Annotated in this window: 30 protein-coding genes and 1 tRNA gene; 15 read left to right on the plus strand and 16 right to left on the minus strand. The window is 71.3% G+C overall.

From position 1 onward, the window contains the following. The first annotated feature begins 52 nt into the window (after positions 1 to 52). Positions 53 to 128 (plus strand) — tRNA-Arg (locus FLP23_RS06405). Positions 129 to 178: 50 nt separating this feature from the next. On the opposite strand, the gene FLP23_RS06410 is transcribed toward FLP23_RS06405, so the two are convergent. The 4 genes from FLP23_RS06410 to FLP23_RS06425 form a co-directional block, all read right to left on the minus strand. Next, positions 179 to 787 (minus strand): TetR/AcrR family transcriptional regulator, encoded by a 609-nt coding sequence (locus FLP23_RS06410; RefSeq protein ID WP_149325088.1) that lies wholly within the window; start codon positions 785 to 787, stop codon positions 179 to 181. 31 nt (positions 788 to 818) lie between these two features. After that, positions 819 to 1,562 (minus strand): SDR family oxidoreductase, encoded by a 744-nt coding sequence (locus tag FLP23_RS06415; RefSeq protein ID WP_149325089.1) that lies wholly within the window; start codon positions 1,560 to 1,562, stop codon positions 819 to 821. Positions 1,563 to 1,722: 160 nt separating this feature from the next. Then, on the minus strand, positions 1,723 to 2,496 hold the full coding sequence (locus tag FLP23_RS06420) for a hypothetical protein (protein ID WP_149325090.1): 774 nt from the start codon (positions 2,494 to 2,496) through the stop codon (positions 1,723 to 1,725). 101 nt (positions 2,497 to 2,597) lie between these two features. Then, the gene (locus FLP23_RS06425; protein ID WP_149325091.1) at positions 2,598 to 3,602 is read right to left on the minus strand and encodes an aldo/keto reductase; all 1,005 of its coding nucleotides are present in this window, start codon (positions 3,600 to 3,602) and stop codon (positions 2,598 to 2,600) included. Between the two features lie 82 nt (positions 3,603 to 3,684). Here FLP23_RS06425 and msrA point away from each other — a divergent pair, with 82 nt between their 5' ends. The 6 genes from msrA to FLP23_RS06455 all read left to right on the plus strand — a co-directional run bounded on the left by msrA (position 3,685) and on the right by FLP23_RS06455 (position 7,111). Continuing rightward, positions 3,685 to 4,212 (plus strand): peptide-methionine (S)-S-oxide reductase MsrA, encoded by a 528-nt coding sequence (gene msrA / locus FLP23_RS06430; RefSeq protein ID WP_149325092.1) that lies wholly within the window; start codon positions 3,685 to 3,687, stop codon positions 4,210 to 4,212. Positions 4,213 to 4,267: 55 nt separating this feature from the next. Continuing rightward, positions 4,268 to 5,098 carry an alpha/beta fold hydrolase gene (locus FLP23_RS06435; RefSeq protein ID WP_149325093.1) on the plus strand — a complete coding sequence of 277 codons (831 nt, stop codon included), beginning with the start codon at positions 4,268 to 4,270 and terminating at the stop codon, positions 5,096 to 5,098. A gap of 22 nt (positions 5,099 to 5,120) precedes the next feature. After that, positions 5,121 to 5,669 carry a TetR-like C-terminal domain-containing protein gene (locus tag FLP23_RS06440; protein ID WP_246139921.1) on the plus strand — a complete coding sequence of 183 codons (549 nt, stop codon included), beginning with the start codon at positions 5,121 to 5,123 and terminating at the stop codon, positions 5,667 to 5,669. Positions 5,670 to 5,741: 72 nt separating this feature from the next. Continuing rightward, the gene (locus FLP23_RS06445) at positions 5,742 to 5,960 is read left to right on the plus strand and encodes a methyltransferase (protein ID WP_149325095.1); all 219 of its coding nucleotides are present in this window, start codon (positions 5,742 to 5,744) and stop codon (positions 5,958 to 5,960) included. A gap of 158 nt (positions 5,961 to 6,118) precedes the next feature. Next, positions 6,119 to 6,586, plus strand: coding sequence for a single-stranded DNA-binding protein (locus FLP23_RS06450; protein WP_168200392.1), 468 nt, complete (start codon positions 6,119 to 6,121; stop codon positions 6,584 to 6,586). Between the two features lie 48 nt (positions 6,587 to 6,634). Beyond that, a complete protein-coding gene (locus tag FLP23_RS06455; RefSeq protein ID WP_149325097.1) occupies positions 6,635 to 7,111 on the plus strand; it encodes a DUF6993 domain-containing protein in 477 nt (158 codons plus the stop codon). A 12-nt stretch (positions 7,112 to 7,123) separates the two neighbouring features. Here the strand turns inward: FLP23_RS06455 and FLP23_RS06460 are convergent, their stop codons facing one another. Continuing rightward, a complete protein-coding gene (locus FLP23_RS06460; protein WP_149325098.1) occupies positions 7,124 to 7,525 on the minus strand; it encodes a DUF4259 domain-containing protein in 402 nt (133 codons plus the stop codon). A gap of 260 nt (positions 7,526 to 7,785) precedes the next feature. Here FLP23_RS06460 and ettA point away from each other — a divergent pair, with 260 nt between their 5' ends. The 3 genes from ettA to FLP23_RS06475 all read left to right on the plus strand — a co-directional run bounded on the left by ettA (position 7,786) and on the right by FLP23_RS06475 (position 10,433). Beyond that, positions 7,786 to 9,465 carry an energy-dependent translational throttle protein EttA gene (gene ettA, locus FLP23_RS06465; RefSeq protein ID WP_149325099.1) on the plus strand — a complete coding sequence of 560 codons (1,680 nt, stop codon included), beginning with the start codon at positions 7,786 to 7,788 and terminating at the stop codon, positions 9,463 to 9,465. A 96-nt stretch (positions 9,466 to 9,561) separates the two neighbouring features. Next, positions 9,562 to 10,041 (plus strand): acyl-CoA thioesterase, encoded by a 480-nt coding sequence (locus FLP23_RS06470; RefSeq protein ID WP_149325100.1) that lies wholly within the window; start codon positions 9,562 to 9,564, stop codon positions 10,039 to 10,041. Further along, on the plus strand, positions 10,041 to 10,433 hold the full coding sequence (locus FLP23_RS06475; protein ID WP_149325101.1) for a RidA family protein: 393 nt from the start codon (positions 10,041 to 10,043) through the stop codon (positions 10,431 to 10,433). The genes FLP23_RS06470 and FLP23_RS06475 overlap by 1 nt, the downstream gene beginning before the upstream one ends. Before the next feature lie 15 nt (positions 10,434 to 10,448). Here FLP23_RS06475 and FLP23_RS06480 read toward each other — a convergent pair whose 3' ends face one another. Then, the gene (locus FLP23_RS06480; protein WP_149325102.1) at positions 10,449 to 11,345 is read right to left on the minus strand and encodes an acyl-CoA thioesterase; all 897 of its coding nucleotides are present in this window, start codon (positions 11,343 to 11,345) and stop codon (positions 10,449 to 10,451) included. 50 nt (positions 11,346 to 11,395) lie between these two features. Here FLP23_RS06480 and FLP23_RS06485 point away from each other — a divergent pair, with 50 nt between their 5' ends. Further along, positions 11,396 to 12,088, plus strand: a complete 693-nt coding sequence (locus FLP23_RS06485; protein WP_149325103.1) for a DUF8185 domain-containing protein — start codon at positions 11,396 to 11,398, stop codon at positions 12,086 to 12,088. A gap of 40 nt (positions 12,089 to 12,128) precedes the next feature. Here FLP23_RS06485 and FLP23_RS06490 read toward each other — a convergent pair whose 3' ends face one another. From FLP23_RS06490 to FLP23_RS06525, 8 genes are all read right to left on the minus strand, one after another. Next, on the minus strand, positions 12,129 to 13,781 hold the full coding sequence (locus FLP23_RS06490; RefSeq protein ID WP_149325104.1) for an FAD-binding dehydrogenase: 1,653 nt from the start codon (positions 13,779 to 13,781) through the stop codon (positions 12,129 to 12,131). A gap of 37 nt (positions 13,782 to 13,818) precedes the next feature. Beyond that, positions 13,819 to 14,217, minus strand: a complete 399-nt coding sequence (locus FLP23_RS06495; RefSeq protein WP_149326227.1) for a globin — start codon at positions 14,215 to 14,217, stop codon at positions 13,819 to 13,821. Between the two features lie 17 nt (positions 14,218 to 14,234). Continuing rightward, positions 14,235 to 15,221, minus strand: coding sequence for a mechanosensitive ion channel family protein (locus FLP23_RS06500; protein WP_149325105.1), 987 nt, complete (start codon positions 15,219 to 15,221; stop codon positions 14,235 to 14,237). Between the two features lie 21 nt (positions 15,222 to 15,242). Next, a complete protein-coding gene (locus FLP23_RS06505) occupies positions 15,243 to 15,653 on the minus strand; it encodes a roadblock/LC7 domain-containing protein (protein WP_149325106.1) in 411 nt (136 codons plus the stop codon). Then, entirely contained in the window at positions 15,650 to 16,207 is a 558-nt protein-coding gene (locus tag FLP23_RS06510) for a GTP-binding protein (RefSeq protein WP_149325107.1), read from the minus strand. The genes FLP23_RS06505 and FLP23_RS06510 overlap by 4 nt, the downstream gene beginning before the upstream one ends. Positions 16,208 to 16,209: 2 nt before the next feature. Further along, the gene (locus tag FLP23_RS12460; RefSeq protein ID WP_246139922.1) at positions 16,210 to 17,130 is read right to left on the minus strand and encodes a DUF2510 domain-containing protein; all 921 of its coding nucleotides are present in this window, start codon (positions 17,128 to 17,130) and stop codon (positions 16,210 to 16,212) included. Between the two features lie 159 nt (positions 17,131 to 17,289). Next, the gene (pepN, locus tag FLP23_RS06520; RefSeq protein WP_149325108.1) at positions 17,290 to 19,845 is read right to left on the minus strand and encodes an aminopeptidase N; all 2,556 of its coding nucleotides are present in this window, start codon (positions 19,843 to 19,845) and stop codon (positions 17,290 to 17,292) included. 47 nt (positions 19,846 to 19,892) lie between these two features. After that, on the minus strand, positions 19,893 to 20,603 hold the full coding sequence (locus FLP23_RS06525; RefSeq protein WP_149325109.1) for a hypothetical protein: 711 nt from the start codon (positions 20,601 to 20,603) through the stop codon (positions 19,893 to 19,895). A 58-nt stretch (positions 20,604 to 20,661) separates the two neighbouring features. Here FLP23_RS06525 and FLP23_RS06530 point away from each other — a divergent pair, with 58 nt between their 5' ends. The 4 genes from FLP23_RS06530 (at position 20,662) to FLP23_RS06545 (ending at position 24,569) form a co-directional block, all read left to right on the plus strand. After that, entirely contained in the window at positions 20,662 to 21,147 is a 486-nt protein-coding gene (locus FLP23_RS06530; RefSeq protein ID WP_149325110.1) for a ribose-5-phosphate isomerase, read from the plus strand. Positions 21,148 to 21,252: 105 nt separating this feature from the next. Beyond that, complete coding sequence (locus FLP23_RS06535) at positions 21,253 to 22,224, plus strand: Fpg/Nei family DNA glycosylase (protein WP_149325111.1); 972 nt, start codon at positions 21,253 to 21,255, stop codon at positions 22,222 to 22,224. Positions 22,225 to 22,249: 25 nt separating this feature from the next. After that, a complete protein-coding gene (locus tag FLP23_RS06540; RefSeq protein ID WP_149325112.1) occupies positions 22,250 to 22,885 on the plus strand; it encodes an FMN-binding negative transcriptional regulator in 636 nt (211 codons plus the stop codon). A gap of 193 nt (positions 22,886 to 23,078) precedes the next feature. Further along, positions 23,079 to 24,569 carry an amidohydrolase gene (locus tag FLP23_RS06545; RefSeq protein ID WP_149325113.1) on the plus strand — a complete coding sequence of 497 codons (1,491 nt, stop codon included), beginning with the start codon at positions 23,079 to 23,081 and terminating at the stop codon, positions 24,567 to 24,569. A gap of 163 nt (positions 24,570 to 24,732) precedes the next feature. Here the strand turns inward: FLP23_RS06545 and FLP23_RS06550 are convergent, their stop codons facing one another. Continuing rightward, positions 24,733 to 25,224, minus strand: a complete 492-nt coding sequence (locus tag FLP23_RS06550; protein ID WP_149325114.1) for a Dps family protein — start codon at positions 25,222 to 25,224, stop codon at positions 24,733 to 24,735. 112 nt (positions 25,225 to 25,336) lie between these two features. Next, entirely contained in the window at positions 25,337 to 26,467 is a 1,131-nt protein-coding gene (locus FLP23_RS06555; protein WP_210414020.1) for an acetate/propionate family kinase, read from the minus strand. Positions 26,468 to 26,472: the final 5 nt, after the last annotated feature.

The raw sequence follows: 26,472 nt of genomic DNA on the forward strand, positions 1-26,472 counted from the left end.
GGGTATGCACTCTCGGGGGCGAGCGGCATGCCCTGGGGTAGCCTGTGTCCGCGCCCTCGTAGCTCAGCGGATAGAGCAGGAGCCTTCTAATCTCTTGGTCGCAGGTTCGATTCCTGCCGAGGGCACCAACGCTCGAGCCCGGGACGCGCACCCGAGCTGCATCGGCGGCGTCCTCGGCTCAGGCGATCCCGTCGAAGAGGTTGCGGATGAGGACGTCGGCGTACGCCTCGTCGACGGGCTCGTCGGGGATGAGCAGCCGATGATAGATCGCTCCCCACAGCTGGTCGACGAGGACCTCGACGGGCACATCGGCCCGAATCTGTCCCGCCTCCTGCGCTCGACGCAGCCTGACGGTGGCGAGTCGTCGTCGTCCCGAGGAGTACAGCCGTCGGTACTCGGAGGCGAGCTCGGGATCGCTCTGGGATCGCCCGATCAGTTCGGTGAGGAGTCGTCCGGCGGGAGTCGCGGTCATCAGGGCGACGAAGTGATGCAGTTGCGTGGTGAGATCGGCGCGGATGTCGCCCGTGTCGGGGAACGCGAGGGTGTCCTCGACGGCATGGAAGTACCCCTCGAGGGCGAGTGCGCCGACGGAGGGCCACCACTTGTAGAGGGTGGTCTTGCTCACACCGGCTTCGCGGGCGATGCGCTCGAAGCTCAGCTCGGCGAGGCCGTCGCGCAGGAGCATCTCCCCGACGGCGCGCAGGACGTCGGCGCGCACCTCGTCGGCGGGACGTCGTCCGCGACCGCGGGAGCTGCGGATGGCGGGACGAGGGGTGCTGTCGGTCATGTCGGGGATCCCGGTCTGCGCTCGGCCGTGCTCAGACCATGCCGCCGTTGACGTAGATGGTCTGCCCGTTGACCCAGCGCGCGGGACCGGCAAGGAAGGCGACCGCCTCGGCGATGTCCTCCGGGGTGCCGAGGCGTTCGATCGGGTTCATCGTGGCCATCCGCTCGATGGTCTCCGCGTCCTTGCCGTCGAGGAACAGCGGCGTGGCGGTGGGGCCGGGGGCGACGGCGTTGACCGTGATGTCCTTTCCGCGCAGCTCCTTGGCGAGCACGAGGCTGATCGCGTCGACCGCGCCCTTGGAGGCGGCGTAGGCGGCGTAGCCGGGGAGGGCGAGCTTCGTCACCGAGGTGGAGAAGTTGATGATCGCGCCGCCGGCGCGCACGCGGTTGGCGGCCAGCTGCGAGACCACGAAGGTGCCGCGGATGTTGGTCCGATGCATCCGGTCGAGGTCGTCGAGGTTCAGCGTCGCGACCGGCGAGAGGATCATGATCCCGGCGGTGTTGATCACGACGTCGATGCCGCCGAAGGCCTTCTCGGTCTGCGCGAAGGCGTCCGCCATCGCGACCTCGTCGGCGACGTCGCCGCCGACCGCGATCGCCTGGCCGCCCGCGGCGATGATCGTCGCGACGACGGCATCCGCTGCGGCCTGGTTGCCGGCGTAGTGCACAGCGAGGGCGTAGCCGTCGGCGGCGAGCCGTTCGACGACGGCGTGGCCGATCCCGCCGCTGCCGCCGGTGACGAGTGCGACACGGCCGGTGGTCGAGAGGGTGCTCATGTGGGTTCCTTCGAGAGACTTTATATGAACTGTGCGTCCATATAATCACCACATGGACGAATTGTCCATATCGACAGCGCGATCGCCCGGCGCCGACGTGCGCTCAGAACCGACACCGATTCGCGCCACCCCGCGCGCGGATGGGCGTCGGCGGCGTGGGTTACGCGCCGAGCTTCGGCTCGGCGGTGCTCTCGGCCGGCGGGAACACGGGCGCGACGGGCGCCGCGTAGGGATCCGCCGGGATCCCGGCATCCGCGCCTTCCGCGGGCGCCTCGGGCGCCGTCTCGACCGCCGCCGTCTCGATCACCGGGGTCTCGAACACGGCGGTCTCGACGGGCAGCGGCACCTCATCGGCGTGCACGACGGGCTCGTGGGTGACCGCGGTGAACTGATCCTCGGCCCACTTCTGCTGCTCGACGATGAGCGGATCGGCCGCCTGAGCCTCGTAGCGCCAGCGCTCCAGGTCGGCGGCGAAGAGCTTGCGCCCCTTGCTCGGCTTGTGCAGCCACAGCACGAGCCGCTCGCGGTATTCGGAGAGGGTCTGGTCGGCCTGGTAGCTGAAGCTCACCGAGTTGGTGCGCATGTCGGCGAGCTGGTGCGAGGCCCAATCGGCCGCGTAGCTGGCACCGGAGATCGGCAGCAGCCGCACGAGCACATCCGCGTCGTTCGCGAGGCGTTCGGCGTGCTCCCGCGCGGCGGGGGTCTGGCTGTGCCAGCGCGCCGCGTTCTGCCCCGCCGAGATGAGGGCGGAGACGGCTGCGGCCCGGGTCTCGTGGTCGCGCTGGGCGACGATGCGCTTGGTCGCCGCGCGTCCGATGAGGGCGCCGATCACGCCGGCGACCACGATCGCGAGGAACGGGATCACGACGGACGTCAGGACACGCTGACCGTCCTCCGAATAGAACCAGTCGACGAAGTTGTTCCACCATGCCATGGCCCGCACCCTACGCCGGGGTGTCGCGGATGCGGCGGTCCCGGCTCGCGTGCCGCGATATCCGGGCCGGTGGTCTCGAGACCACCGGCCCGGCGCGACCCCTACAGTCGCTCGGTGCCGTGCACGGCGTGCGGCTCGATCGCGGCGAGCTCGTCGGCGGTCAGCGCGGGCGCCTCGAGCGCAGCGAGGCTCGACTCGAGCTGGGCGACGCTCGACGCCCCGATGAGCGCACTCGTCACCTGCGGGTGGCGCAGCACCCAGCTCAGCGCGAGCTGGGCGAGCGTCTGCCCGCGGCCCTGCGCGATCTCGTTGAGCGCGCGGGCGCGGGCGAGGTAGGTGTCGGTGATGTTGTCGCCGCTGATCCAGCGGCCCTCCGCCGCGCGCGAGCCCGCGGGGATCCCGCCCAGGTAGCGGTCGGTCAGCATGCCCTGGGCGAGCGGCGAGAACACGATCGAGCCGATGCCGAGCTCGGCGATGGCATCCAGCAGACCGTCCTCGACCGTGCGGTCGAACATGTTGTAGCGCGGCTGGTGAATGAGCAGCGACACCCCTTCGGCGGCGAGCAGCGCGTGGGCGCGGCGGGTCTCGTCCGGGCCGTAGTTGGAGATGCCCACGTAGAGCGCCTTGCCCGAGCGGACGGCGTGCGCGAGGGCGCCCATCGTCTCCTCGAGGGGGGTCTCGGGGTCGAAACGGTGGTGGTAGAAGATGTCGACGTAGTCGAGGCCGAGCCGGGTGAGCGACTGGTCGAGCGAGCTCAGCAGGTACTTGCGCGAACCCCAATCGCCGTACGGGCCGTCCCACATCCCGTAGCCGGCCTTCGACGAGATGACGAGCTCATCGCGGTAGGGGCGCAGCTCGCTCTCGAGGATGCGGCCGAAGTTCTCCTCGGCGGATCCGGCGGGCGGGCCGTAGTTGTTCGCGAGGTCGAAGTGGGTGACCCCGAGGTCGAAGGCGCGCAGCAGGATGTCGCGCTGGGTGGTGAGCGGCCGGTCGTGGCCGAAGTTGTTCCAGAGGCCGAGCGAGATGCGGGGGATCTTGAGTCCGCTCCGGCCCACGCGGGCGTAGTCGAGGTGGTCGTAGCGGTCGGCGGCGGCGTCGTAGGTCACCGCTCCAGCCTAAGGAACGGAATCGTGCCGCGCTGTGTTGTACCGGGTGTCCCCCCGAACCTCAGGAAAGTAGGGTCGCATCATGCGCACATTCGTTCTCGCCGGCGGCTGCTTCTGGTGTCTCGACGCCGTGTATCGCACGCTCGAGGGTGTCCAGGACGTGGTGTCCGGCTACACGGGCGGGCACGTGCCGAACCCCTCGTACGAGCTGGTCTGCACGGGCACGACGGATCACGCGGAGGCGGTGGAGGTCACCTTCGACGAGACCGTGATCCCCGCGAGCGTCATCCTCGACGTGTTCTTCACCCTTCACGACCCGCGTCAGCTGAACCGCCAGGGCAATGACGTCGGCACGCAGTACCGCTCGGCGATGTTCTACGCCGACGACGAGCAGAAGGCCGAGTTCGAGGCCGCCCGCGACCGTGCGAGCGAGATCTGGGGCGGTGGCGTGGTCACCACGATCACGAAGCTCGGCGAGTTCTACCGGGCCGAGGAGTACCACCAGGACTTCTTCGCCAAGAACCCCAACCAGGGCTACTGCCTCGCGGTGGCGCTGCCGAAGGTGTCGAAGGTCCGCAAGAGCTACGCGCAGTACGTCAAGGCGGCGTAACCCGGCTCGCGGCGGGGGGCTTGCGCCTGAAAGCTAATGCCATTAGCTTTCAGGCATGACCTCCTTCCTCGACCGACCGCACCCCGCAGGAACGGGCCGCGTCGCGTACACGCTGCGCGGCGACGGCCCGCTCGTCGTCACCGTCCCCGGGATGGGCGACCTCGCCGCGTCCGACACCGAGCTCGCCGAGGCGCTCGCCGCCGACGGCTTCCGCGTCGCCTCGCTCGAACTGCGCGGGCACGGCGCATCCGACACCGGCTTCGCGGAGCTCGGCGACGCCGCGACGGCATCCGACATCGCCGCTCTCATCGAGGTGCTCGGCGGGCCGGCGATCGTCGTGGGGACCTCGATGGGCGCCTCATCGGCGATCGTCGCGGCCGCCGATCGCCCCGAGCTCGTCTCGGGTCTCGTGCTGCTGTCGCCGTTCACCCGCAACGCCTCCGGCAGCCCGACGCTGATGCGCGCCCTCTTCCGGGTGCTGTTCGCCCGCCCCTGGGGCACGGCGGTGTGGACCGGATACTTCCGCCGCGCGCTCAACAAGGGCACCGCACCCGCTGCCCTCGACGCGCAGGTCTCCGCCATCCGCACCTCGCTGCGGCGCCCGGGGAGGCTCGCCGAGTTCCGGCGGCTCGCCCTGGTGCTGGACCATGCGATCGCCGAGCAACGCGTGCCGGCCGTGACCGCGCCGACGCTCGCGGTGATCGGCGCCGTCGACCCGGACTTCCGCGACCCGGCCGCGGAGCTCGCGCACGTCGCGCGGGTGCTCGGCGCCCGCACCCTCCTCGTGGAGGACGCGGCGCACTACCCGCATCGGCAGCGCCCCGAGCTCGTGCTTCCGGTCGTGCGCGGCTTCGTCGGCGAGATCGCCCGGACCGCGCGTGCCTAGGGCGGGGCTGAGTCGCGACGCCGTGGTGGGGATCGCGGTCGAGCTCGTGGACGCCGATCCCGAGACCCCGCTCACGCTGGCCGCCGTCGCGACCCGCGCGGGCGTGGCGGTCCCCAGCCTCTACAAGCACGTGCGCTCGCTCGATGCGCTGCGCGACGGGGTGGCGCTCGCCGGGGTCGAGGGGGTGACCGCGGCGGTGCGGGCCGCCACCGCGGGCCTCACCGGTGCCGAGGCGCTGCTCGGCGCGGGGCGCGCCATCCGCGCCTACGCCCGGCGGCATCCGGGACTCTACGCGGCGAGCCAGCCGGCGCCCGGGCGCGAGGCGTCGCCCGAGTTGGCGGCGGCCGCGGGCCGTGCCGTGGAGGCGGTGGCCGCCGTCGTGCGGCAGGCGGGCCTGCCCGTCGAGCGCACCGTCGACGCCGTGCGCATCCTGCGCGCGGCCGTGCACGGCTTCATCCTGCTCGAGGCGGCCGGCGGGTTCGGTCTGCCCGACGACGTGGAGGCGAGCTACGAGCGGCTTCTCGCGGTGCTGTGGGAGGGGCTCGGGGTGCTGCGCGCGTCGGCAAGCTGAGCGAATGCTCCCAACTCGGCCGCGTCGCGCGCTCCGGGCGTAGCGTCGAGGGTGACGAAAAGGAGCAGGAGCATGAGCGACACCGAGACCTCGATCGTCGACCGCCGCTGGGTGGCCTTCGGGCCCGCCGGGGCCGTGGGGGCGATCCACCAGAGGGCGGACGGCTACTCCGTGAAGCTCGTCGGCGACGACGACTACCGCGGGACCTTCCCCACCCTCGACGTGGCCAAGAGCGCGCTGCATGCGGCGCTCGTCCCGGGCTCCGACCGGCCCGAGTTCCGCGAGCACTAGGCCGGATCCTCTCCTCCCCGATTCGCGAACGGCGGATCCATCCGCCGATGCGTCCCGGCGCGCCCCGGCGGGACGACGCGAGCGCGAAGCTCGGCTCGGGGCGCGGATGTCCTCCGGCACGAACCGGCATCCGCGCCCCCCGATCCCGAGGAGGACGCATGTACGACACCATCGCCGTCACGGGGGTCGTCGCGACCCCCGTCAAGCACACGATCTCCGCCGAAGGGCTCGAGGTCAGCAACTTCCGGCTCGCCTCGAACCACCGGCGCTTCGACCGGGCGAGCGGCAACTGGGTCGAGAGCGAGACGAACTGGTACACGGTGGCGAGCTTCCGGCAGCTCGCCCTCAACGTGCACGCCTCGCTCGACAAAGGCCAGCAGGTCGTGGTGGTGGGGCGGCTCAAGGTGCGCGAGTGGAGCGACGGCGAGCGCACCGGTCGCGACGTCGAGATCATCGCGGACGCGGTGGGCCACGACCTCGCCCGCGGCACCACGAGCTTCACCCGCACGCCGCGCCCCGCGCCGGAGGCGGCCGGGCCGGCACGCGACGAGCCGCACGGTGCGGAGACCCCGGAGCCCGCGGGGTTCCCGGCCGATGCGCAGAGTGCGGTCGGCCTGCCGTTCTAGACTGCTCGGGATCGCGCCGTCCGCGCGGGAGGAAGCTCGGAGGGCCGGATGAGGCGATCGCGTCGCGCACTCGTGCGCGCGCTTGTCGGGGTCGCGCTTGCGGTGAGCCTCGCGGGCTGCACCACCCCCGAGCCGATGCCGATCCCCACCGACACCCCCTCGGCGTCGCCGTCGGCCGAGCCGAGCGCCCCGCCCGCGCCGCCCACGGCGCCCGTGCTCGACGGCACGGCGGCCGACAACCACGAGTTCTTCGACCGGATCAACCAGGAGCTCATCGCCTCGGGTGCCGCACTCAACGGGGCGGCGTTCATCGACAACCTCGTCGCGCACGGGTTCCCGCGCGACGCGATGGAGGTGACCCCCGACCGCACCGCCATCAACGAGCCGGCCGACAACATCACCTTCTCGATCCGCTTCGGCGAGACCTGCCTGCTCGGCCAGTGGGGCAACATCGGCTACGCGAGCCTCGTCGCCGATGTGCTGGCCACCGGCCGCTGCCTCGTCGGCACCGCGCGCCCCGCGTAGCGGCGGCCGCGTTCAGTCGGTGTCGGCGAGCGCGGTCTCGAGGAGCGCGTTCGCGACGATCCACTCCGCCGGATCCTCGTCCCACAGTTCGTTCAGCTCGCTCGCCTCGCCGGTCGATTTCGCGAGCGCCTGCTGGGCGAGCTTCACGAGCCGGCGCGGCGGCGGGCCCGCCCGGTGCACGAACGCCACGACCTCCTCGACGTAACCGTCGTGCTGCGTGCCGCGCCCGAGACCGTGCGCGACCGTCTCCGCCGCCGCGATCGCGATGGCCGCGGCATCCTGATCGAGATACCTCGCCCACTTGACTGCGGCGAGCGCTCGTCGCACCACCGACCAGTTGCGCTGCTCGGCGAGCTCCCACGCCCAGTCCGCGGCCGCGTCATTCCCGAACGGTTCGCCGCTCCATGCCCCCATGCGCAGAATCTAGAGGATCGCTCGGCGCCGCGGCCACCCCCGATCGAGTAGCTCGCCAGCGGGCCCACCCCGCATGGGGGCGGTGGTCTCGAGACGCGTCCGCTGCGCGGGCGCTCCTCGACCACCTCGCTCACCGATCGAGGAGCCCGCGCAGTCCCCACCCCCGTTGATCGAGGAGCCCGCCCGCGGGCCCACCCCCGTTGATCGAGTAGCCCGCGCAGCGGGCGTATCGAGATCACCCGCCCCCATAGACTCGAACCATGGCCGAATACATCTACTCGATGGTGCGCGCCCGCAAAGCGGTCGGCGAGAAGCTCATCCTGGACGACGTCACGATGGCGTTCCTCCCCGGCGCGAAGATCGGCATGGTCGGCCCCAACGGCGCGGGCAAGTCGACGATCCTGAAGATCATGGCGGGCCTCGACACCCCGTCCAACGGCGAGGCGAAGCTCACCCCCGGGTACACGGTCGGCATTCTCATGCAGGAGCCGGTGCTCGACGAGACCAAGACGGTGCTGGAGAACATCCAGGACGGCATCGCCATCAAGGCGAAGCTCGACCGCTTCAACGAGATCTCGGCCGCGATGGCCGATCCGGACGCCGACTTCGACGCGCTGCTGGCGGAGATGGGCGTGCTGCAGGAGGAGATCGACGCGGCCGACGCGTGGGATCTCGACTCGCAGCTCGAGCAGGCCATGAATGCGCTGCGCACCCCGCCGGGCGACGCGGACGTGTCGGTGCTGTCCGGTGGTGAGAAGCGCCGTGTGGCGCTCGCGAAGCTGCTGCTGCAGAAGCCCGACCTGCTGCTGCTCGACGAGCCCACCAACCACCTCGACGCCGAGAGCGTGCTGTGGCTCGAGCAGCACCTGCAGAAGTACCCCGGCGCCGTCATCGCCATCACCCACGACCGGTACTTCCTCGACAACGTGGCCGAGTGGATCGCCGAGGTCGACCGCGGACATCTCTACCCCTACGAGGGCAACTACTCCACCTACCTCGAGAAGAAGGCCCAGCGCCTCGAGGTGCAGGGCAAGAAGGACGCAAAGCTCGCGAAGCGTCTCGCGGAGGAGCTCGACTGGGTGCGGTCGAACGCGAAGGGGCGCCAGGCGAAGTCGAAGGCGCGTCTGGCCCGCTACGAGGAGATGGCGACCGAGGCCGAGCGCACCCGCAAGCTCGATTTCGAGGAGATCCAGATTCCGCCGGGGCCGCGCCTCGGATCCGTGGTCATCGAGGCGAAGAACCTCAAGAAGAGCTTCGACGACCGTGTGCTCATCGACGGGCTGTCGTTCTCGCTGCCGCCGAACGGCATCGTCGGCGTGATCGGCCCGAACGGTGTCGGCAAGACCACCCTGTTCAAGACGATCGTGGGGCTGGAGCCGCTCGACTCGGGGGATCTCAAGATCGGCGAGACCGTCAAGATCAGCTACGTCGACCAGACCCGCGCCAACATCGACCCCAACAAGACGCTGTGGGAGGTGGTGTCGGAGGGGCTCGACATCATCACGGTCGGCAAGACCGAGATCCCGAGCCGCGCCTACGTGTCGAAGTTCGGTTTCAAGGGGCCCGACCAGCAGAAGAAGGCCGGCGTGCTCTCCGGTGGTGAGCGCAACCGCCTCAACCTCGCGCTCACCCTCAAGGAGGGCGGCAACCTGCTGCTGCTCGACGAGCCCACCAACGACCTCGACGTCGAGACGCTGCAGTCGCTCGAGAACGCACTGCTCGAGTTCCCCGGGTGCGCTGTGGTCATCACCCACGACCGGTGGTTCCTCGACCGGATCGCGACCCACATCCTGGCGTACGAGGGCACCGATGAGGACCCGTCGAAGTGGTACTGGTTCGAGGGCAACTTCGAGGCCTACGAGGCCAACAAGATCGAGCGCCTCGGCGCCGAGGCCGCGAAGCCGCACCGCAGCGTCTACCGCAAGCTCACCCGCGACTGACTGATCATGGCGCGGCTGGAGCCGTGACATGAGGGCGGGGGAAACGCCTCCCGCCGTCGGGTCGTAGCTCCAGCCGCGCCACGAAGGCGAGGACTCATGACCCGCATCCACGTGCCGATCCGGCTGCGCTGGAGCGACTTCGACGCCTACGCGCACGTCAACAACGCCGAGATGCTGCGGCTGCTCGAGGAGGCGCGCATCGAGGCGTTCTGGCGCCCGGACACCGGTGTCGCCGACCCCGCGTATCCGACCGCGGTCATCGACGCGCGCCCCGGCGCCCCCGTCATCAGCCTCATCGCGCGGCAGGAGGTCGAGTACCTCGCCCCCATCCCGTACCAGCGCAGCCCCATCGAGGTGGAGCTGTGGATCGGGCGGCTGGGCGGTGCGAGCTTCGAGATCTGCTACGAGGTGTACTCGCCCGACGGCGTCGAGCCGCGTGTGCTCTACACGGTCGCCTCGACGACCCTTGTCATGGTGGAGGCGGCGAGCGGCCGGCCCTCCCGGATCCCCGATGAACTGCGCGAGCTGTTCGGCCCCTACGTGGAGCCCTCGGTGCAGTTCGGAAAGCGCAGTTGATGCCCCGTCGTCTCATCTCATCCGGTTCGGCCTTCGAGGAGAGGATCGGCTACTCGCGCGCGGTCGTCGTGGGCGACACCGTCTACGTGTCGGGCACGACCGGCTACGACTACGCCACCGGCGAGATCTCGGACGACGTGGCCGAGCAGGCCGCTCAGACGCTCCGCAACATCGCCGCCGCGCTCGAGCAGGCCGGTGCGACCCTCGACGACGTCGTGCGGGTGCACTACCTGCTGAGCGACGGCGCCGACTTCGAGAGGTGCTGGCCTGCGCTGCGGGAGGCGTTCGGCCGGGCGCGCCCCGCCGCCACGATGATGCAGGTGCCGCTCATGGAGCCGGAGATGCGCATCGAGATCGAGGTCACGGCCGTGATCGGTTCCGCGCTCGCCTGACCCGCGCTCGCCTGATCAGTCGAGCTGGTCCTCGGGCACCCGCACCATGCCCTCCTGGGCGATCGAGGCGACGAGTGCGCCGTCGCGCGTGTAGATGCGGCCCGTCGAGAGCCCGCGGCCGCCGGAGGCGGTGGGCGACTCCTGCACGTAGAGCAGCCACTCGTCGACGCGCGCCGGACGATGCCACCACATCGCGTGGTCGAGGCTCGCCATCTTGAGTCCGCGATGCGTCCAGGCGAGCCCGTGAGCCCGCAGCACCGGCTCGAGGATCGAGTAGTCGCTCGCGTAGGCGAGGGCCGCACGGTGCAGCTTCGGGTCGTCGGGGAGGGTGCCGATGGTCTTCATCCAGACCGCCTGACGCGGTGTGCGGCTCGGGTCGGCTCGCAGGTAGATCGGTTGCTGCACGTGCCGGATGTCGAAGGCGCGGCTCGTGGCCCAGAACTGTGCGACGGGGTGGTCGACCGGTCCCAGCACCTCCGCCGCGCTCGGCAGCTCTTCGGGGGGCGTGACCTGCTCGGGGGCGTCGAGCTGGTGCTCGAGGCCGGGGTCGTGGTCCTGGAAGGAGGCGATCATCGACAGGATCGGAACCCCGTTCTGGTACGCCTGCGTGCGGCGCGTCGAGAAGGAGCGTCCGTCGTGGATGCGGTCGACCGAGAAGGTGATCGGCTGGGTCGCGTCTCCCGGTCGCAGGAAGTAGCCGTGCGTGGAGTGGATGGCCCGGTCGTCGGGCACCGTGCGGATCGCCGCGATGATCGACTGGGCGTAGACCTGCCCGCCGAACACCCGGCCCCCGGGCATCCACTGACTCGGCCCGGTGAAGATGTCTTCGCTCGTACGCGCGCCCGTGTCGGCGAGGTCGAGGGTGGCCAGCAGGCCCGCCAGCGGATCGAGTCCCGAGAGGGGGTCGCTCATGCCGCCAGTCTACGAGTCGGCCGGGGGAGCCCCGGTAGGCTGGCAGGGTTGTGACCGCCCGCTCCTTCACCCTCGCCGACCCGGCGTCGCTCGACGACCTGCAGGTCTTCCTCGCGCGCGCCCAGCGGGTGGAGGACGGCTCGGTGCGGCTCATCGGCGGCAGCGGCGTGCTCGCGGTGTACGCGGCGGTGCTGTACCCGGTGGGGCTGCTCGACGAGACCCCCACGGTGCTCGGCCTGCGCACCCTGGCGCTCGCCTCCCGCGACCAGTTCGACGTGGTCGTGCCGATCCGCTCCCTGCTGCTGCGGGTGGAGCGGGCGCAGCAGCTCGCCGTCGAGGCGATCGCGGCGGGCCGCGACGAGGCGGTGGCGGTGGGACTGCCGATGGAGGTGCACACGGCGACCTGGGCGGCGATCTCGCCGCCGCGCGGCGGCTGGCGAGCGGTGCCGAGCATCGAGGCGGCCGTGCTCGACGGGGTGGCCACGGGCGGGATCGCCGAGATCGCCGAGGCCGTTCCGGATGCGGTGGGCGAGTCGATCGTGCGGCGTGTGCGCGCCGAGGTGTGGGGGCGCGAGACGCCCGGTTTCGAGCACATCCCGGCGGGGGCGTCGTTCGCGGCGCTCAGTCTCGGGTTCCTCGGGGACGACCCCGTGAAGGTCTACGAGACGGGCCCGTGGACGCGGCTCACCACGCAGCGCGGGCACGTGCTCGTGAAGCGGAGGGCGTGGACGCTGTCGCGGTGATCTCGATACGCCGCTGCGCGGCTACTCGATCAGCGGGGTGTTACAGCGCCGCGATCGCCCGCCCGGCCTGCAGCCCCGTGAAGAGGCAGCCGCCGAGGAAGGTGCCCTCGAGCGAGCGGTAGCCGTGCACGCCGCCGCCGCCGAAGCCGGCCGCCTCGCCCACCGCGTACAGGCCGGGGATCGCCCGACCCTTCGCGTCGAGGGCCTGCGACGACAGGTTCGTCTGGATGCCGCCGAGGCTCTTGCGGGTCAGCACGTGCAGCTTCACGGCGATGAGCGGCCGGTGCGCCGGATCGAGGATCCGGTGCGGTTTCGCCACCCGGATGAGCTTGTCGCCCCGGTAGTGCCGGGCACCGCGGATGGCGGTCACCTGGGCGTCCTTGGTGAAGGCGTTGTCGAGTTCGCGGTCGCGCGCCTCCAGCTCCTGGCGGATCGCCACCACGTCGAGCTCGACCTCGGGCGCGAGCCGCCGCATCCCGGCGAACAGGTCGTCGAGCGAGTCGGCCACCACGAAGTCGGCGCCCTTCTCCTTGAACGCCTCGACGGCATCCGTCGCGCCCTTGCCGAGCCGCTGGCGCAGCAGCTCCTTCACGCTCTTGCCGGTGAGGTCGGGGTTCTGCTCGGAGCCGGAGAGGGCGAACTCCTTCTCGATGATCGACTGGTCGAGGATGAACCACGAGTGGTCGTAGCCGGTCTGCCGCAGGTATTCGAGGGTTCCGAGGGTGTCGAAGCCCGGGAACAGCGGCACGGGCAGGCGCTTGCCGGTCGCGTCGAACCACATGCTCGACGGCCCGGGCAGGATCCGGATGCCGTGCAGGGGCCACACGGGGGAGTGGTTCTCGATGCCTTCCACGTAGTGCCACATCCGGTCGCCGTTGACGAGCCGCGCCTTCGCGGCGGCCGCGATCCCGAGCATGCGGCCGTCGACGTGCGCGGGCACCCCCGACAGCATGTGCTCGGGCGGGGTGCCGAGCCACTCGGGCCAGGCTTCGCGCACGAGCTCGTGGTTGCCGCCGATGCCGCCCGAGGCCACCACGACGGCGCCGGCCTTCACCTCGAAGTCGCCCGTGACGTCCCGGTTGCTGGGCTCCCCGCGTTCGGCGGCGTCGGGGGCGAGGATCGCGCCGGACGCCCCGATCACGGTGTTGCCGCGCGTGAGGAGCTTGTCGACGCGGTGGCGGAAACGCAGCTCCACGAGCCCCGCCTCGACGCCCGCGCGCACGGTGGCGATGAACGGCTCGAGGATGCCGGGGCCGGTGCCCCAGGTGATGTGGAAGCGGGGCACCGAGTTGCCGTGGCCGGTGGCCGTGTAGCCGCCGCGCTCCGCCCAGCCGACGACGGGGAAGAACGAGACGCCCTTCTCGCGCAGCCAGCTGCGCTTCTCGCCGGCCGCGAAGGCGAGGTAGGCTTCCGCCCACTCGCGCGCCCAGTCGTCTTCCGCGCGGTCGAACTCGGCGCTGCCGAGCCAGTCCTGCCGGGCCAGCTCGTGGGAGTCGCGGATGCCCATGCGCCGCTGCTCGGGGGAGTCGATGAGGAACAGGCCGCCGAACGACCACCACGCCTGGCCGCCGAAGCTCGCCTCGGGCTCCTGCTCCAGGATGATGACGCGCTTGCCCGCATCCACGAGCTCGGCGGCGGTCACGAGCCCCGCGAGCCCGGCCCCGATCACGATCGCATCGGCCTGTTCCGGCATCCTCGGTCCCCTCCCGACTGTGTTGCGTGTCACCACGCTATCCGGCGGTGTTCACCATCGCGTGCGCCGCGCGTTCCAGATAGTCCCAGAGCATGTTCTCGTGCAGCGGGCTGAGCTCCAACTCGTCCACCGCGACGCGCATGTGCGCGAGCCATGCGTCGCGGGCCGCGAAGGTGATGGGGAACGGTGCGTGCCGGATCCTCAGCCGCGGATGCCCGCGCTGCTCGCTGTAGCTGCCAGGCCCGCCCCAGTACTGCTCGAGGAAGCCGGTGAGGCGCTGGATGGCGCCCTCGAGATCCTCCTCCGGGTACATGGGACGCAGCAGCGCGTCCTCCGCGACGCCGGCGTAGAAGCGCCGCACGAGTCTCTCGAAGGTCGCGCGCCCGCCCACCTCGGCCCAGAAGCTGCCGCCCACGACGTCGCCGCCGGCGCCCATCCGCAAGGTCAGGTCGTTCACGACGGGTCCTTCGGCGCGGAGCTGCTCGCCTGCTCGCCGAGCGGCACGGGCTGGGTCTTGGGGGTGCGCGCGCCGCGGATCGAGCCGGCGCCCTCGTAGCCGGAGAGCACGATCGAGTTGAGGGCGGGCAGCCGGATGCCGGCGTCGTCGAGGGTCCGCTTGAGGCGGGCACGCAGCTCGCGGGCCACGTCGTCCTTCGCGCTCGTGCGGGTCTTCACGACGAGCCGGATCACGATCGCCTCCGCCGAGATCGACTCGATGCCCCACACTTCGGGCTTCTCGATGATGAGCCGCCGCCACTTGGGGTCGTGCTGCAGGGTGACGGCGGTCGCGAGGATGCGCGCCTCGACGTCTTCGATGTCGACCTCGTACGGCACCGCGAGGTCGATGATGGCGCGGGCCCAGCCCTGCGAGAGGTTGCCGACCCGCACGATCTCGCCGTTGCGCACATGCCAGAGGGTGCCGTTCACGTCGCGGATGTCGGTCACCCGGATGCCGACCGATTCGACGACGCCGGTGGCGGGCCCCAGGTCCACGACGTCGCCGACCCCGAACTGGTCCTCGATGACCATGAAGATGCCGTTGAGGGTGTCGCGCACGATGTTCTGCGCACCGAAACCGAGGCCCGCGCCGACCGCCGCGGTGATGAGCGAGAAGGCGCCCGCGGCATCGGGCGAGATGGTCGTGATGACAAGCAGCAGCGCCACGATGACGACGACGGTCGTCACGACGCTCGAGAGCACCCCGCCGAGGGCACGGGTGCGCTGCACGATCCGGACGGCGGCGAGCGGGGTCGCGGCGAGCGCCTGCGTGTCGTGCACGCCCTGGCGCTTCTTCACGCCTGTCACGATCGTGCGCACGACGCGCGCGATCACGAACTGCAGCACGAGCCGGATGAGCGTCGCGACGACGATGATGATGAGCACGCGAACCGGCACCTGCCAGCCGCCGAGGCCGTCCCACCAGCTCTGCAGTGCGTCCACGATCCCAGCCTATCGGCGGGCTCACTCCGCGCCGGATGCCGCCAGGGTGGTCGCGAGCTCGTCGAGCACGTCGTCGATGCTCTCGAGCGCGTCCGCGAGGTTCCCCTCGGCGACGACGGCGACGAGCGCGAACGGCCACCCTTCGACGCGCCGCAGCAGCACGCCGCCCTCCGCGGCATCGATGAGCACGTGGCGCTGCTCGCCGAGCGCGAGCTCCCGGGCGATCGCCTCGCCGAGCGCCTGGAGGGCGCTCGCCATGCTCGCGAGGCGCCCCGCGCCCTGCGCGTCCGTCGGGTGGCGTGCGATCTGGAACCCGTCGTCGGTGAGCACCACGGCGACCTCGACCGCGGGGCAGCGCGCGCCGAGCCGCGCGAGCGCAGCCGTGACCGCGTCGACGATGCGCGGGTCTCGGTGCGGCGGCGGTTCGCTCACGCGACGCCCGCCGCGAGGGCTTGCCGCATCTCGATGTCGGCGACGAGACCCATGAGCATCATGCGCATCTGGTGCGGATCGCGCGCATCGACCGCGAAGACCGGGGTCGCCCGATCCGGGACCGCCGCGTGCACGGTCGACACGATGCGCTCGCCGACCTCCGCCGGGCCGAGGTCGTAGCGGGTGACGCCGACGACGATCCCGCCGCGGCGGATGATGCCGTCGAAGGCCGCGAGCTGCTCCCGCACCTGCCGCTCGGGTTCGGCGGCGTCGGCGTTGATGAGCAGCATGAGCCCCATCGCGCGCTCCTGCAGCATCGTCCACATGAAGTCGAACCGGCTCTGTCCGGGCACCCCGTACATCCGGATCTTGTCGTCGGGGCCCAGATCGATCTCGCCGTAGTCGAGCGCGACGGTCGTGGTGGGCTTGTCCATCGTGATGCGGTCGGTGTTGGCGGCCTCGGTGGAGACGACCTCGATGTCGCTCAGCGAGCGGATCGCGGTGGACTTGCCCGCCCCCATCGGTCCGGCGAACAGAATGACGTGCTCGGCCACTGCTACAGCCCGAAACGCTCACGGAGACGCTGGAACAGGCCGCCCTCGGCCAGGCGTCCGCGGGCCGCGCCCGCCTGCGGCTGCGCCTCGATGGTGGCGGCCGCGAGGGTGCCCATGAGGCTCAGGGCGTTGATGAGCGAGCGGGTCGTCTCGTGGCTGCGACCCGACATGGCGGCGAGCGCGTCGATCGTGAGCCAGGCGTTGGAGAGCATCGCGGTCTGGCGGATCTGGTCGGTGTCCGGGTTGAGGGTGGTCCAGTTCGGCCACCGGGTGAGCCGGTAGCACTGATCGGGCTCGAGCCACGGGGCGAGCCGTTCGGGGAACGCGGCGCGCCCCACCTTCCACAGCAGCGCGTCGAGGCTCTCGCCGGGAAGCTCGAACGGCGGCGGGGTGCCGGCCCCGACGAGCTCGACGGAGACGACGACGCCGGTGGGGTGCTCGGGGAACCAGTCGAGGCCCAGCTCCCAGGAGAACGCCTGGTGGCGCGCGTCGATGCGGATCGCGGGATGGCCGGCGACACCGAGCTCGATGAGCATGGGCACGCGGGTGCTCTGCACCGAGTGCAGGGTGAGCGCGGCGCCGGCCCAGCCGAGCTCGGGCAGCTGCGAGGTGCCGGCGGGCAGCGCGGGCACGGCATCCGCGTGCAGCTGGGCCGCCGGTCGGTCGCCGCGCGCGTCGTCCGCGGCCGGGGCGCGGTGGCGCGCGCGGCGTTCGGCGGCCTCCGCGGCCGCCGACTCGGGCGGCTCGGCGTAGGGCGCCCGCGATGCGGTCGGCTGCTGCTCCGCCGTGCGGGTCTGGGTGTGCCGCGAGTCCGAGGTGTGCGACGTCCAGGCGTGACCGTCCCACCATCTGAGCTGTGGTGCGCCCAGAGGGTCGGGATACCAGCCGGCCTGAACCTGCCGACCGTCAGCTGCGGTGGTCATGAAGTCGGGTTTCCATGAGAGGAACCGAGGTTCCGTGGCGACACCGGGTAACGTGTCCCGACCACGGTATCGAGCCTTCGTCAGCCGATTCGCGCCCCAAAGCGGGGGTGATTCGCCGCGACACGCCCATCGAGGCCTCGACGGGCGTGTCGCGGAATGTTATTCGCGGTCGCGCGCCTGCGCCGCGAGTGCGCGCTCGACCCCGGCCAGCCCCTCGATGACCATGCGACGCAGGGCCGGCACCTCGGAGTGGGCATCCAGCCAGGCACGCGAGGCGTCGACGAGCGCCGCATCCGCGAGAGGCGCGGGGTAGAAGCCCTGCACGATGTACTGGGCGATCGCGAACGGACGCTCTTCCCAGATCCGCGCGAGCGCGGCGAAGTAGGGGGCCACGAGACTCTCGAGCACGGCAGGGTCGTTCAGGTGGGTGAAGCCGAGCCCGATGTTGCGCAGCACGACGTTCGGGATGGTGGCGTCGGTGAGGGCGGCGGTGAGCGCCGCCTGCTTCGCCTCGACGGTCGGGATGGTCGCCCGCGCCCGGGCGGCGGCCTGCTGCCCGTTCGCGGTGTCGTCCTTCTCGAGCGCGGCCGCGATCTCGAGCTCGCCCGCCTCGCCGAGCAGCACGAGCCCCTCGAGCAGCTCCCAGTCGAGGTCGGTGTCGATCTCGAGCCCGTCGAGGGTGATCGTGCCCGCGCGGAGTCCGCGCAGCGCCGTGCCGTGGTCGGGGGTCGAGACGACGTTCGCGAAGAACTTCACGAACTGGAACTGGGCATCCGACCCGGCCGCGGCCTGCTGCGCGAGCACCCACAGCCGGTCGCCGATCTCGCGGATGGTCGCCTCGCGCGTGTCGGGGTCGACGTAGCTGCGGGCCGTCTGCACGAGCTGCCCGAGTGAGAGACGCATGGTGGTCGACTCCGTCTCGGCGCCGATGTTGCCGAGCACGAGCTGCACGTAGTCGCGACCCGGGATCTCGGCGTCGCGGGTCGCATCCCACGCCGAGCCCCAGACGAGGGCGCGGGCGAGGGGGTCGGCGATGCGCGAGAGCGCGTCGATCGCCACCCGGAACGAGTCGTCGTCGAGGCGGATCTTCGCGTAGGCGAGGTCGTCGTCGTTGAGCAGCACGAGATCCGGCTTCGCGCGGCCGACGAGCTCGGCGACCTCGTTCCACTCGCTTGCCGCGAGGTCGAACTCGTGCCGGTGCGTGCGCAGGAGGGGGGCGTCGGCGGCGCCGGAGGCGAAGTCGTAGAACCCGATCGCGATCCGGTGCTGCCGCAGCGTCGGGTAGTCGGGGTGGGCCGTCTGGCGCACGCGGAACGAGGTGATGATGCCCGCCGCATCCGTCTCGATCTCGGGCTTCAGGGTGTTCACCCCCGCCGTCTCGAGCCACTGCGCCGAGAAGGTCGACAGGTCGCGTCCGGAGCTGACCTCGAGCTCGCGCAGCAGGTCGGCGAGCTCCGTGTTGCCGTACTCGTGGGCGCGGAAGTAGGCGCCGACGCCCGCGAAGAAGGCGTCGATGCCGACCCAGGCCGCCAGCTGCTTGAGCACCGAGCCGCCCTTCGCGTAGGTGATGCCATCGAAGTTGACCTGCACGTCCTCGAGATCCCGGATGTCGGCCACCACGGGGTGGGTGGACGGCAGCTGGTCCTGGCGGTAGGCCCAGCTCTTCTCCATGGCCTGGAAGGTGGCCCAGGCCTCCGTCCATTCGGTGGCTTCGGCGGTCGCGATCGTGGAGGCCCACTCGGCGAACGACTCATTGAGCCAGAGGTCGTTCCACCACTTCATGGTCACGAGGTCGCCGAACCACATGTGGGCGAGCTCGTGCAGGATCGTGACGACGCGGCGCTCCTTGATGGCGTCCGTCACCTTGCCGCGGAACACGTAGGTCTCCGTGAAGGTCACCGCGCCCGCGTTCTCCATGGCCCCCGCGTTGAACTCGGGGACGAACAGCTGGTCGTACTTCGCGAAGGGGTAGGGGTAGCCGAACTTGTCCTCGAAGTAGGCGAAGCCCTTGCGGGTGATGTCGAACACGTAGTCGGCGTCGAGGTAGCCGAACAGCGACTTGCGGGCGAAGATCCCGAGCGGGATGACGCGGCCGTCGGAGCTCGTGAGCTCGGAGCGCACCACCTCGTAGGGGCCGGCGACGAGCGCCGTGATGTAGCTGGAGATGCGCGGGGTCGGCTCGAAGTGCCAGACCGCCGATCCGGTGCCGAGGCTCTGCGGTTCGGGGGTGGGCGAGTTGCTGACCACCTGCCACGCCTCCGGCGCGGTCACCGTGAAGCGGAACCTCGCCTTGAGGTCGGGCTGCTCGAAGACGGCGAAGACGCGGCGGCTGTCGGGCACCTCGAACTGCGAGTACAGGTACACCTCGCCGTCGACCGGGTCGACGAAGCGGTGCAGGCCCTCGCCGGTGTTCGTGTAGGCGAAGTCGGCGACCACCACGAGTTCGTTCTCGGCCTCGAGACCGTCGAGCCGGATGCGGGCGCCATCGGCGACCGCGACATCGAGCGCGGTGCCGTTGAGGGCGACGGAGTGCACCTGGGCGGTGATCGCGTCGATGAACGTCGAGGAGCCGGGTGTCGCCGTGAAGCGCACGGTCGTGCTCGACCGGAAGGTCTCGGGGCCCGTCGTCAGGTCGAGCTCGATGTCGTAGCTCAGGGTGTCGACGAGCGCCTTGCGCTCCTGGGCTTCGATGCGGGTGAGGTTCTCTCCAGGCACGCGGGTGCTCCTTCGGCGTCGCGGATCGTATCCGCGTCCAGCCTAGGTCAGCGGGTGCGGACGAGGGGTGCCGGTGCCGGTTCGCTGCGCCGTGCCGGTGCGGCGGGGCGCACGAGGGCTTCGAGGTCGTCGACGGCGCGCTCGAGCATCCGGATGAGGGCACCGTCGGGATCGTCGATGCAGGCGCGCGCGGTGCCCACCACGGCGGTCGCGACCACGAGCTCGCTCGACACCGTGTCGAGGTGCGGGAAGCGTGCCGACACCGTCACGATGTGGTGCCGCGCCCAGCGGGCGGCATCCGGAACCGTGTCGAGCACCCGGTGAGCCTCGGTGCGCAGCGCGTGGGAGGGGACGCCGCGCTGCTCCAGCAACGCGCACAGCGACAGCACGCCCGCCGCGAGCACCCGCTGCCGTTCCATGCTGGCCACCGGCAGGGCCTCGGTGGCGGCGCGCAGAGCGACCACGAGACCGAGCTCCTCGCCCCCGCTCAGCCCCACGACGCGCGGGATGAGCGTGAGGAGCTCGTCGCGGCGCTCGTCGTCGACGAGATCGTTCACGCCGCGGGCGAGCGCCGCGAGCGTGCGGTCGGTGCACGCGGGGTGGTCGCTCCAGCGTTCGCCCGCCAGATAGGAGGCGAACTCCATGAAGCAGGCGCCGCGGCGCGGATTGCGATGTCTGCCCGCGGAGAGGTGCGGCATGACATCGGGTACGAAACTGGTGCGTTGGCGCATCGTGATCACCTCGCGGATCGTCCTCATCCGATTGTGCCCCCGACCGCCGACGGAGGCTAGAGGGGAGCCCGCCTAGACTCGTCGGGTGCGCATCCACATCGCGACCGACCATGCCGGCCTCGACTTCAGCCGGACCCTCCAGCAGCACCTGAGCGAAGCCGGCCATGAGGTGATCGACCACGGCCCGCGCAGCTACGAGCCGCTCGACGACTACCCCAGCTTCTGCATCAACGCCGCCCGTGCGGTGGTGCGCGACCAGCGCTCCGGCGTGGAGGCGCTCGGCGTCGTGTTCGGCGGATCGGGCAACGGCGAGCAGATCGCCGCCAACAAGGTCGAGGGAGTGCGTGCCGCGCTCGTCTGGAACGACTCCACGGCCGAGCTCGCGCGCGAGCACAACGATGCCAACGTGATCTCGATCGGCGCCCGCCAGCACACCGTCGAGGAGGCGATCGCCTTCATCGACCGCTTCATCGCGACCCCGTTCCCCGGCGAGGAGCGCCACGCGCGCCGCATCGCGCAGCTCGCCGAGTACGAGACCACGGGGCGCATCGTCGGCCACGACATCGAATAGGCCCGGCCCCCGACTCCCGACTCCCGAGTCCCCGAAAGTACGCACTTTGGGGCCGTTTCGGGTCGAGAACACCCCAGAAGCACGTACTTTCGCGGAGATGAGCGGATGCCTGAAGGCCACTCGGTACACCGGATCGCGCGACAGTTCGCCGCGAATTTCGCGGGGGCGCCCGTCGCGGTGAGCTCGCCGCAGGGGCGGTTCGCATCCGGGGCCGCCCAGCTCGACGGCCACGAGATCGTGCAGGCGAAAGCCGTCGGCAAGCAGATGTTCCTCGAGTTCGACCACGGGCTCTGGCTACGGGTGCACCTGGGCATGTACGGCGCCTGGGATTTCGCGGGCGACATCACGGTCGACGACACCCTGGCGTCCGCGAAGGGGCGCATCGGGCAGACCAACCAGCGGGGCACCGTGGTCGGTGCCCACGAAGACAGCCCGTGGTCGATCGGCGCCCCGCGGCGCACCCGGTTGCGGATGGCGGAGTCCGAGAAGCTCGAGCCCGAACTCGAGAGCTGGCCGCCGGAACCCGTCGGCGCGGTGCGCGTGCGGCTGCTGACGGCCACCGCGTGTGCGGATCTGCGCGGGCCGACGGCATGCGAGGTGCAGACCATCGAAGAGGTGGATCGCACGATCGCACGGCTCGGGCCCGATCCCCTCGTCGACGATCTCGTGGAGGCCGAGGAGCGCTTCACCGCGGTCGTGCGGCGCAAGCCCACCCCGATCGCCCTGCTGCTCATGGACCAGTCGGTGGTCTCCGGGATCGGCAACGTGTACCGCGCCGAGCTGCTGTTCCGCGCCCGTCTCGACCCGTTCCGGCCCGGCCGGGAGGTGCCCGAGGAGGTCGTGCGCGGCCTGTGGCGGGACTGGGTGCACCTGCTGCGCATCGGCGTCGAGACCGGTCAGATGCTCACCATGGACGACCTGGATCCCGAGGCGTATCGACGCGCCCTCGCATCGCGGGACGACCGGCACTGGGTGTACCACCGCACGGGAGAACCGTGCCGCGTGTGCGGAACCGGCATCGCGATGGCGGAGCTCGGAGGCCGCAAACTGTACTGGTGCCCCGTCGACCAGGCGTGAGGCCCGAGCGACCGAGGAGCGGCGAATGCGCCACACGCCCCACTACCTGATGACCGAGGTCGACGAGGTGAAGCGGCTCATCCGGCGCAACCCGTGGACCACCTACGTGTCGCACACCTCGGCCGGGCTCGTCGCATCCCACTATGCGACCCTGCTCGAGGAGACCGACGACGACACCATCTCGATCGTGTCGCACTTCGGGCGCCCCGACGAGCTCGCGCACGAGCTGGGGCAGCACGAGGTGCTCGTGATCGTGCAGGGACCGCACGGCTACATCTCGCCCGGCTGGTACGCCGAGGGCGACTTCATCCCCACCTGGAACCATGTGACCGCGCACCTGTGGGGCACGCCCGAGATCCTCTCGGCCCAGGAGAACTTCCAGGTGCTGCACCGGCTCACCGACCACTTCGAGAAGCGGATGCCCGAGCCGCGTTCGCTGCACATCGACGAGGCCTACGCGGAACGCGTGGCGAAGGGCACGGTGGGGCTGCGCATCCGCGTCACCCGTTTCGACGCGCGCGCGAAGCTCAGCCAGAACAAGCCGGACGAGGTGCGTGCGACGATCATCGAGGCCCTCGCGGGTGACGGCCCGTACGCGGATGCCGCGCTCGCCGCCGAGATGCGCCGCTCCGAAGACCGCCGCGCGTCGGGTCCCGCGTGAGCGCCGACTCGGTGGCGCACCCGCCAGCTCGAGGACGACTGCACCCATCTCAAGGACTGGTGGATCCCATCTCAAGGAGTCGAGTCGCGGAATCGGCTACTTCTGCCCCGGTAGGCAACTCCCGTCACAGCGACTCCGTGAGATGGGTTGCTCGACTCCGTGAGATGGGATCCCGGATGCGGCGGGGGCGCGCGTGAGCGGCGGACTGCTGCTCGCCGGGGTGCGGCGGGTCGGCGCCGAGCGCACGGCGGAGGAGCCGGTGGAGGTCCTGCTGCAGGACGGGCGGATCTCCGCGATCGGGCTCGCGCTGGATGCCGCGGGCGTCGAGCGCGTCGAACTCGACGGCCGGTACCTCGCGCCGGGCATGTGGGACGGGCACGTGCACATGGGGCAGTGGTCGGCCGTGTCGCGGCGGCTCGACCTGTCGGGGGCGGGATCGGCGGCCGAAGCGGCGGCACTCGTTCGGGCACGGGTCGACGCCGGCTGGGACAGCTCCGAGATCCTGCTCGGCTACGGCTTCCGCGACGCCCTGTGGGCGGATGCACCCGATGTCGAGTCGCTCGAGGTCGGCGAGACGGCGGTCGCGCTTGTCTCGGGCGACGTGCACACCGTGTGGTCGAACCGGGCCCTGCTCCGCCGAGCCGGACTCCCCGACGACGCCTGGTGGCTCAACGAGCAGCCGGCCTTCGACCTCAACGCGCGCCTGTCGGCAACGGATGCGACGACCCTCGACCGCTGGGTCGCGGATGCCGCCCGTGCAGCAGCCGCTCGCGGTGTCACCGGCATCGTCGACCTCGAGATGGGCGGGGCGGTCGAGGCGTGGGAGCGGCGCATCGGCGAGGGCCTGCGCACCCTGCGCGTGAAGGCGGGGGTCTACCCCGCCGATCTCGAGCGGGTGCGCGCACGCCGCCTCCGCTCCGGCGACCCCATCCTCGGCGCGGACGGCCTCGGCGCGGACGGCCTCGGAACCGTCGGCTGGTTCAAGCTCTTCACCGACGGCGCGCTCAACTCGCGCACCGCGTGGTGCGTCGACGCCTACCCGGACGGCGACGGCGGGCACGGCCTGCCGAGCTACCCGGATGCCGAGCTGCGGGCCGTCGCCCGCGAGGCGCTCGCGGCGGGGCTGATCCCCACTATCCACGCGATCGGCGACCGGGCGCTCACCCAGGCGCTCGACACCTTCGCGGCGCTCGGCATCCCCGCCGATGCGCCGCTCGCACCGCGCATCGAACACGCCCAGCTGCTGCGGCCCGGCGACGCCCCGCGCTTCGCCGCGCTCGGCGTGCAGGCGAGCGTCCAGCCCGAGCACGCCATGGACGACCGCGACGTCGCCGACCACCACTGGGCCGGCCGCACCGACCGGGCCTACGCCTACCGCGCGCTGCTCGACGCGGGGGCGCAGCTCGTGCTCGGCTCCGACGCTCCGGTCGCGCCGCTCGACCCGTGGGTCACGCTCTCGGCGGCCGTCACGCGCACGCGCGACGCCCGGGAGCCGTGGCATCCCGAGCAGGCGCTACCGCTCCCGGATGCCCTGCGGGCCTCGTGGGGCGGGGTCGACGGCCTGCGCGTCGGCGGGCTCGCGGATCTCGCGATCCTCGACGCCGACCCGCACGCGGTCGCGCCGGAAGCGCTGCGCACCCTCCCCGTGCACGCGACGGTCGTCGCGGGTGCGCGTGTGGGCTGATCTCGATACACCGCCGCTGCGCGGCGGCACTCGATCCGGCGGATCTCGATAGACCGCCGCTGCGCGGCGGCACTCGATCGGCAGTGGGTGCGACCGCGCGATACCCGCTGGTCGAGTGCCCGCGACGCGGGCGTATCGAAACCAGCCCCCGCAGCTGCGGTGGCTACTCCGCGACGTGCGCGAAGAGGAACCAGCGGTCCTTCTCGAGGCCGCGCGAGATCTCGATCGCGACATCCTGCGACACCGGGTCGAGCTCGGCGAGTTCCTCGACCGCGGTGCGCACGGTGGCGAGGGTCGCGTCGATCGAGGCGATGATGGCGGCGATCGAATCGCGCGACTGCTGGAACCCGGCGGCGAGCTTCGGGGTGGTGGTCTTCGAGGCAACGGTCTGGATGCGGGCGTCGATCGGCAGGCCCAGGGCGACGACGCGCTCGGCGGCGGTGTCGGCGTACTCCTGGGCGTGCTCCACGACCTCGTCGAGGAGTTCGTGCACGGCCTGGAAGTTGTCGCCGCGCACGTGCCAGTGCGCCTGCTTGCCGTCGATCGCGAGAGCCTGGAGGTCGACGACGACGGCGCCGAGGAACTGGGCGACGCCGGCGGTCACATCCGGGTCGACGGAGCTGGAAGGGATGGTCTTGGTCTTCGCGTCGGTCATGGCGTCCTCCTCAGGATCCAGCCGGCTGAGCCGGCATGCGTCGTGTTCAACGCTACTCAGGCCCCTGCATTCCGCAAGGTAGTTGAGGCTGGCCTGACTCGCGGCCACCGGTTCAGCGCGGCGCGACGGCGTCGCGTGTCTCGCGGGCGATCTCGCGCTCCTCGTCGGTGGGCACCACGAGCACGGCCGCACCGGATCCGGCGGGGGAGATCGATCGCGGCTCGCGCGAGCGCACCGCGTTGAGCCCGGGGTCGACCGCGAGTCCCAGGAACTCGAGCCCCGCGACGGCGCGCCGGCGGATGTACTCGCTGTTCTCGCCGACCCCCGCCGTGAACACGAGGGCGTCGATGCCGCCCAGCTCGGCCGCGTATCCGCCGATGTAGCGCCGCAGTCGGTGCACGTACACGTCGAGCGCGTGGGAGGCGCGCTCGTCCCCCGACTCCGCCGCGGCGACCAGTTCGCGCATGTCGCTGCGTCCGGCGAGCCCGACGAGGCCGGAGCGGCGGTTGAGCAGCTCGTCGAGCTGGGCGGTCGTGTAGCCGTGCTCGCGTGCCAGGTACAACAGGATCGCGGGGTCGAGGTCGCCCGAGCGGGTGCCCATCACGAGCCCCTCGAGCGGGGTGAGCCCCATCGAGGTGTCGAGCGAGCGCCCGCCGAGGATGGCCGCCGCGGATGCGCCGTTGCCGAGGTGCAGCACCACGAGCCGGAGTCCCGGGTCGCCCGCGCGCCCCAGGAGCTCGGCGGCACGTCGGCTCACATAGCGGTACGAGGTGCCGTGGAACCCGAAGCGGCGGATGCGGGTGCGCGCCGCCACCTCGGCATCGATCGCGTAGTCGCGGGCCGCGGGGGTGATGGTGGCGTGGAAGGCGGTGTCGAACACGGCCACGTGCGGCAGTTCGGGCAGCGCCGCGCGCGCCGCCCGGATGCCGGCGAGCCCGGGCGGGTTGTGGAGGGGCGCGAGGTCGGCGAGCGCCTCGATCTCGCGCTCCACGTCGTCGTCGATGACGGTCGCCTGCACGAAGCGCGTGCCGCCGTGCACGATGCGATGTCCGACCGCGTCGATCCGCACCCCGCCGAGGCCGGCGAGCACCGCCTCGAGTGCGGCGGCATGGTCCGGCACCCCCGAGCCGGGGACGCCGATCCGCTCGATCACGCCATCCGCGTGCACCGTGCCGTGCTCCACATCGAGCACCCGGTACTTGATCGAGCTCGATCCGACGTTGAGCACGAAGACCGTGCGGATGCCGC

It is taken from the genome of Protaetiibacter larvae (genome assembly GCF_008365275.1).
Taxonomy (GTDB): Bacteria; Actinomycetota; Actinomycetes; order Actinomycetales; family Microbacteriaceae; genus Homoserinibacter; species Homoserinibacter larvae.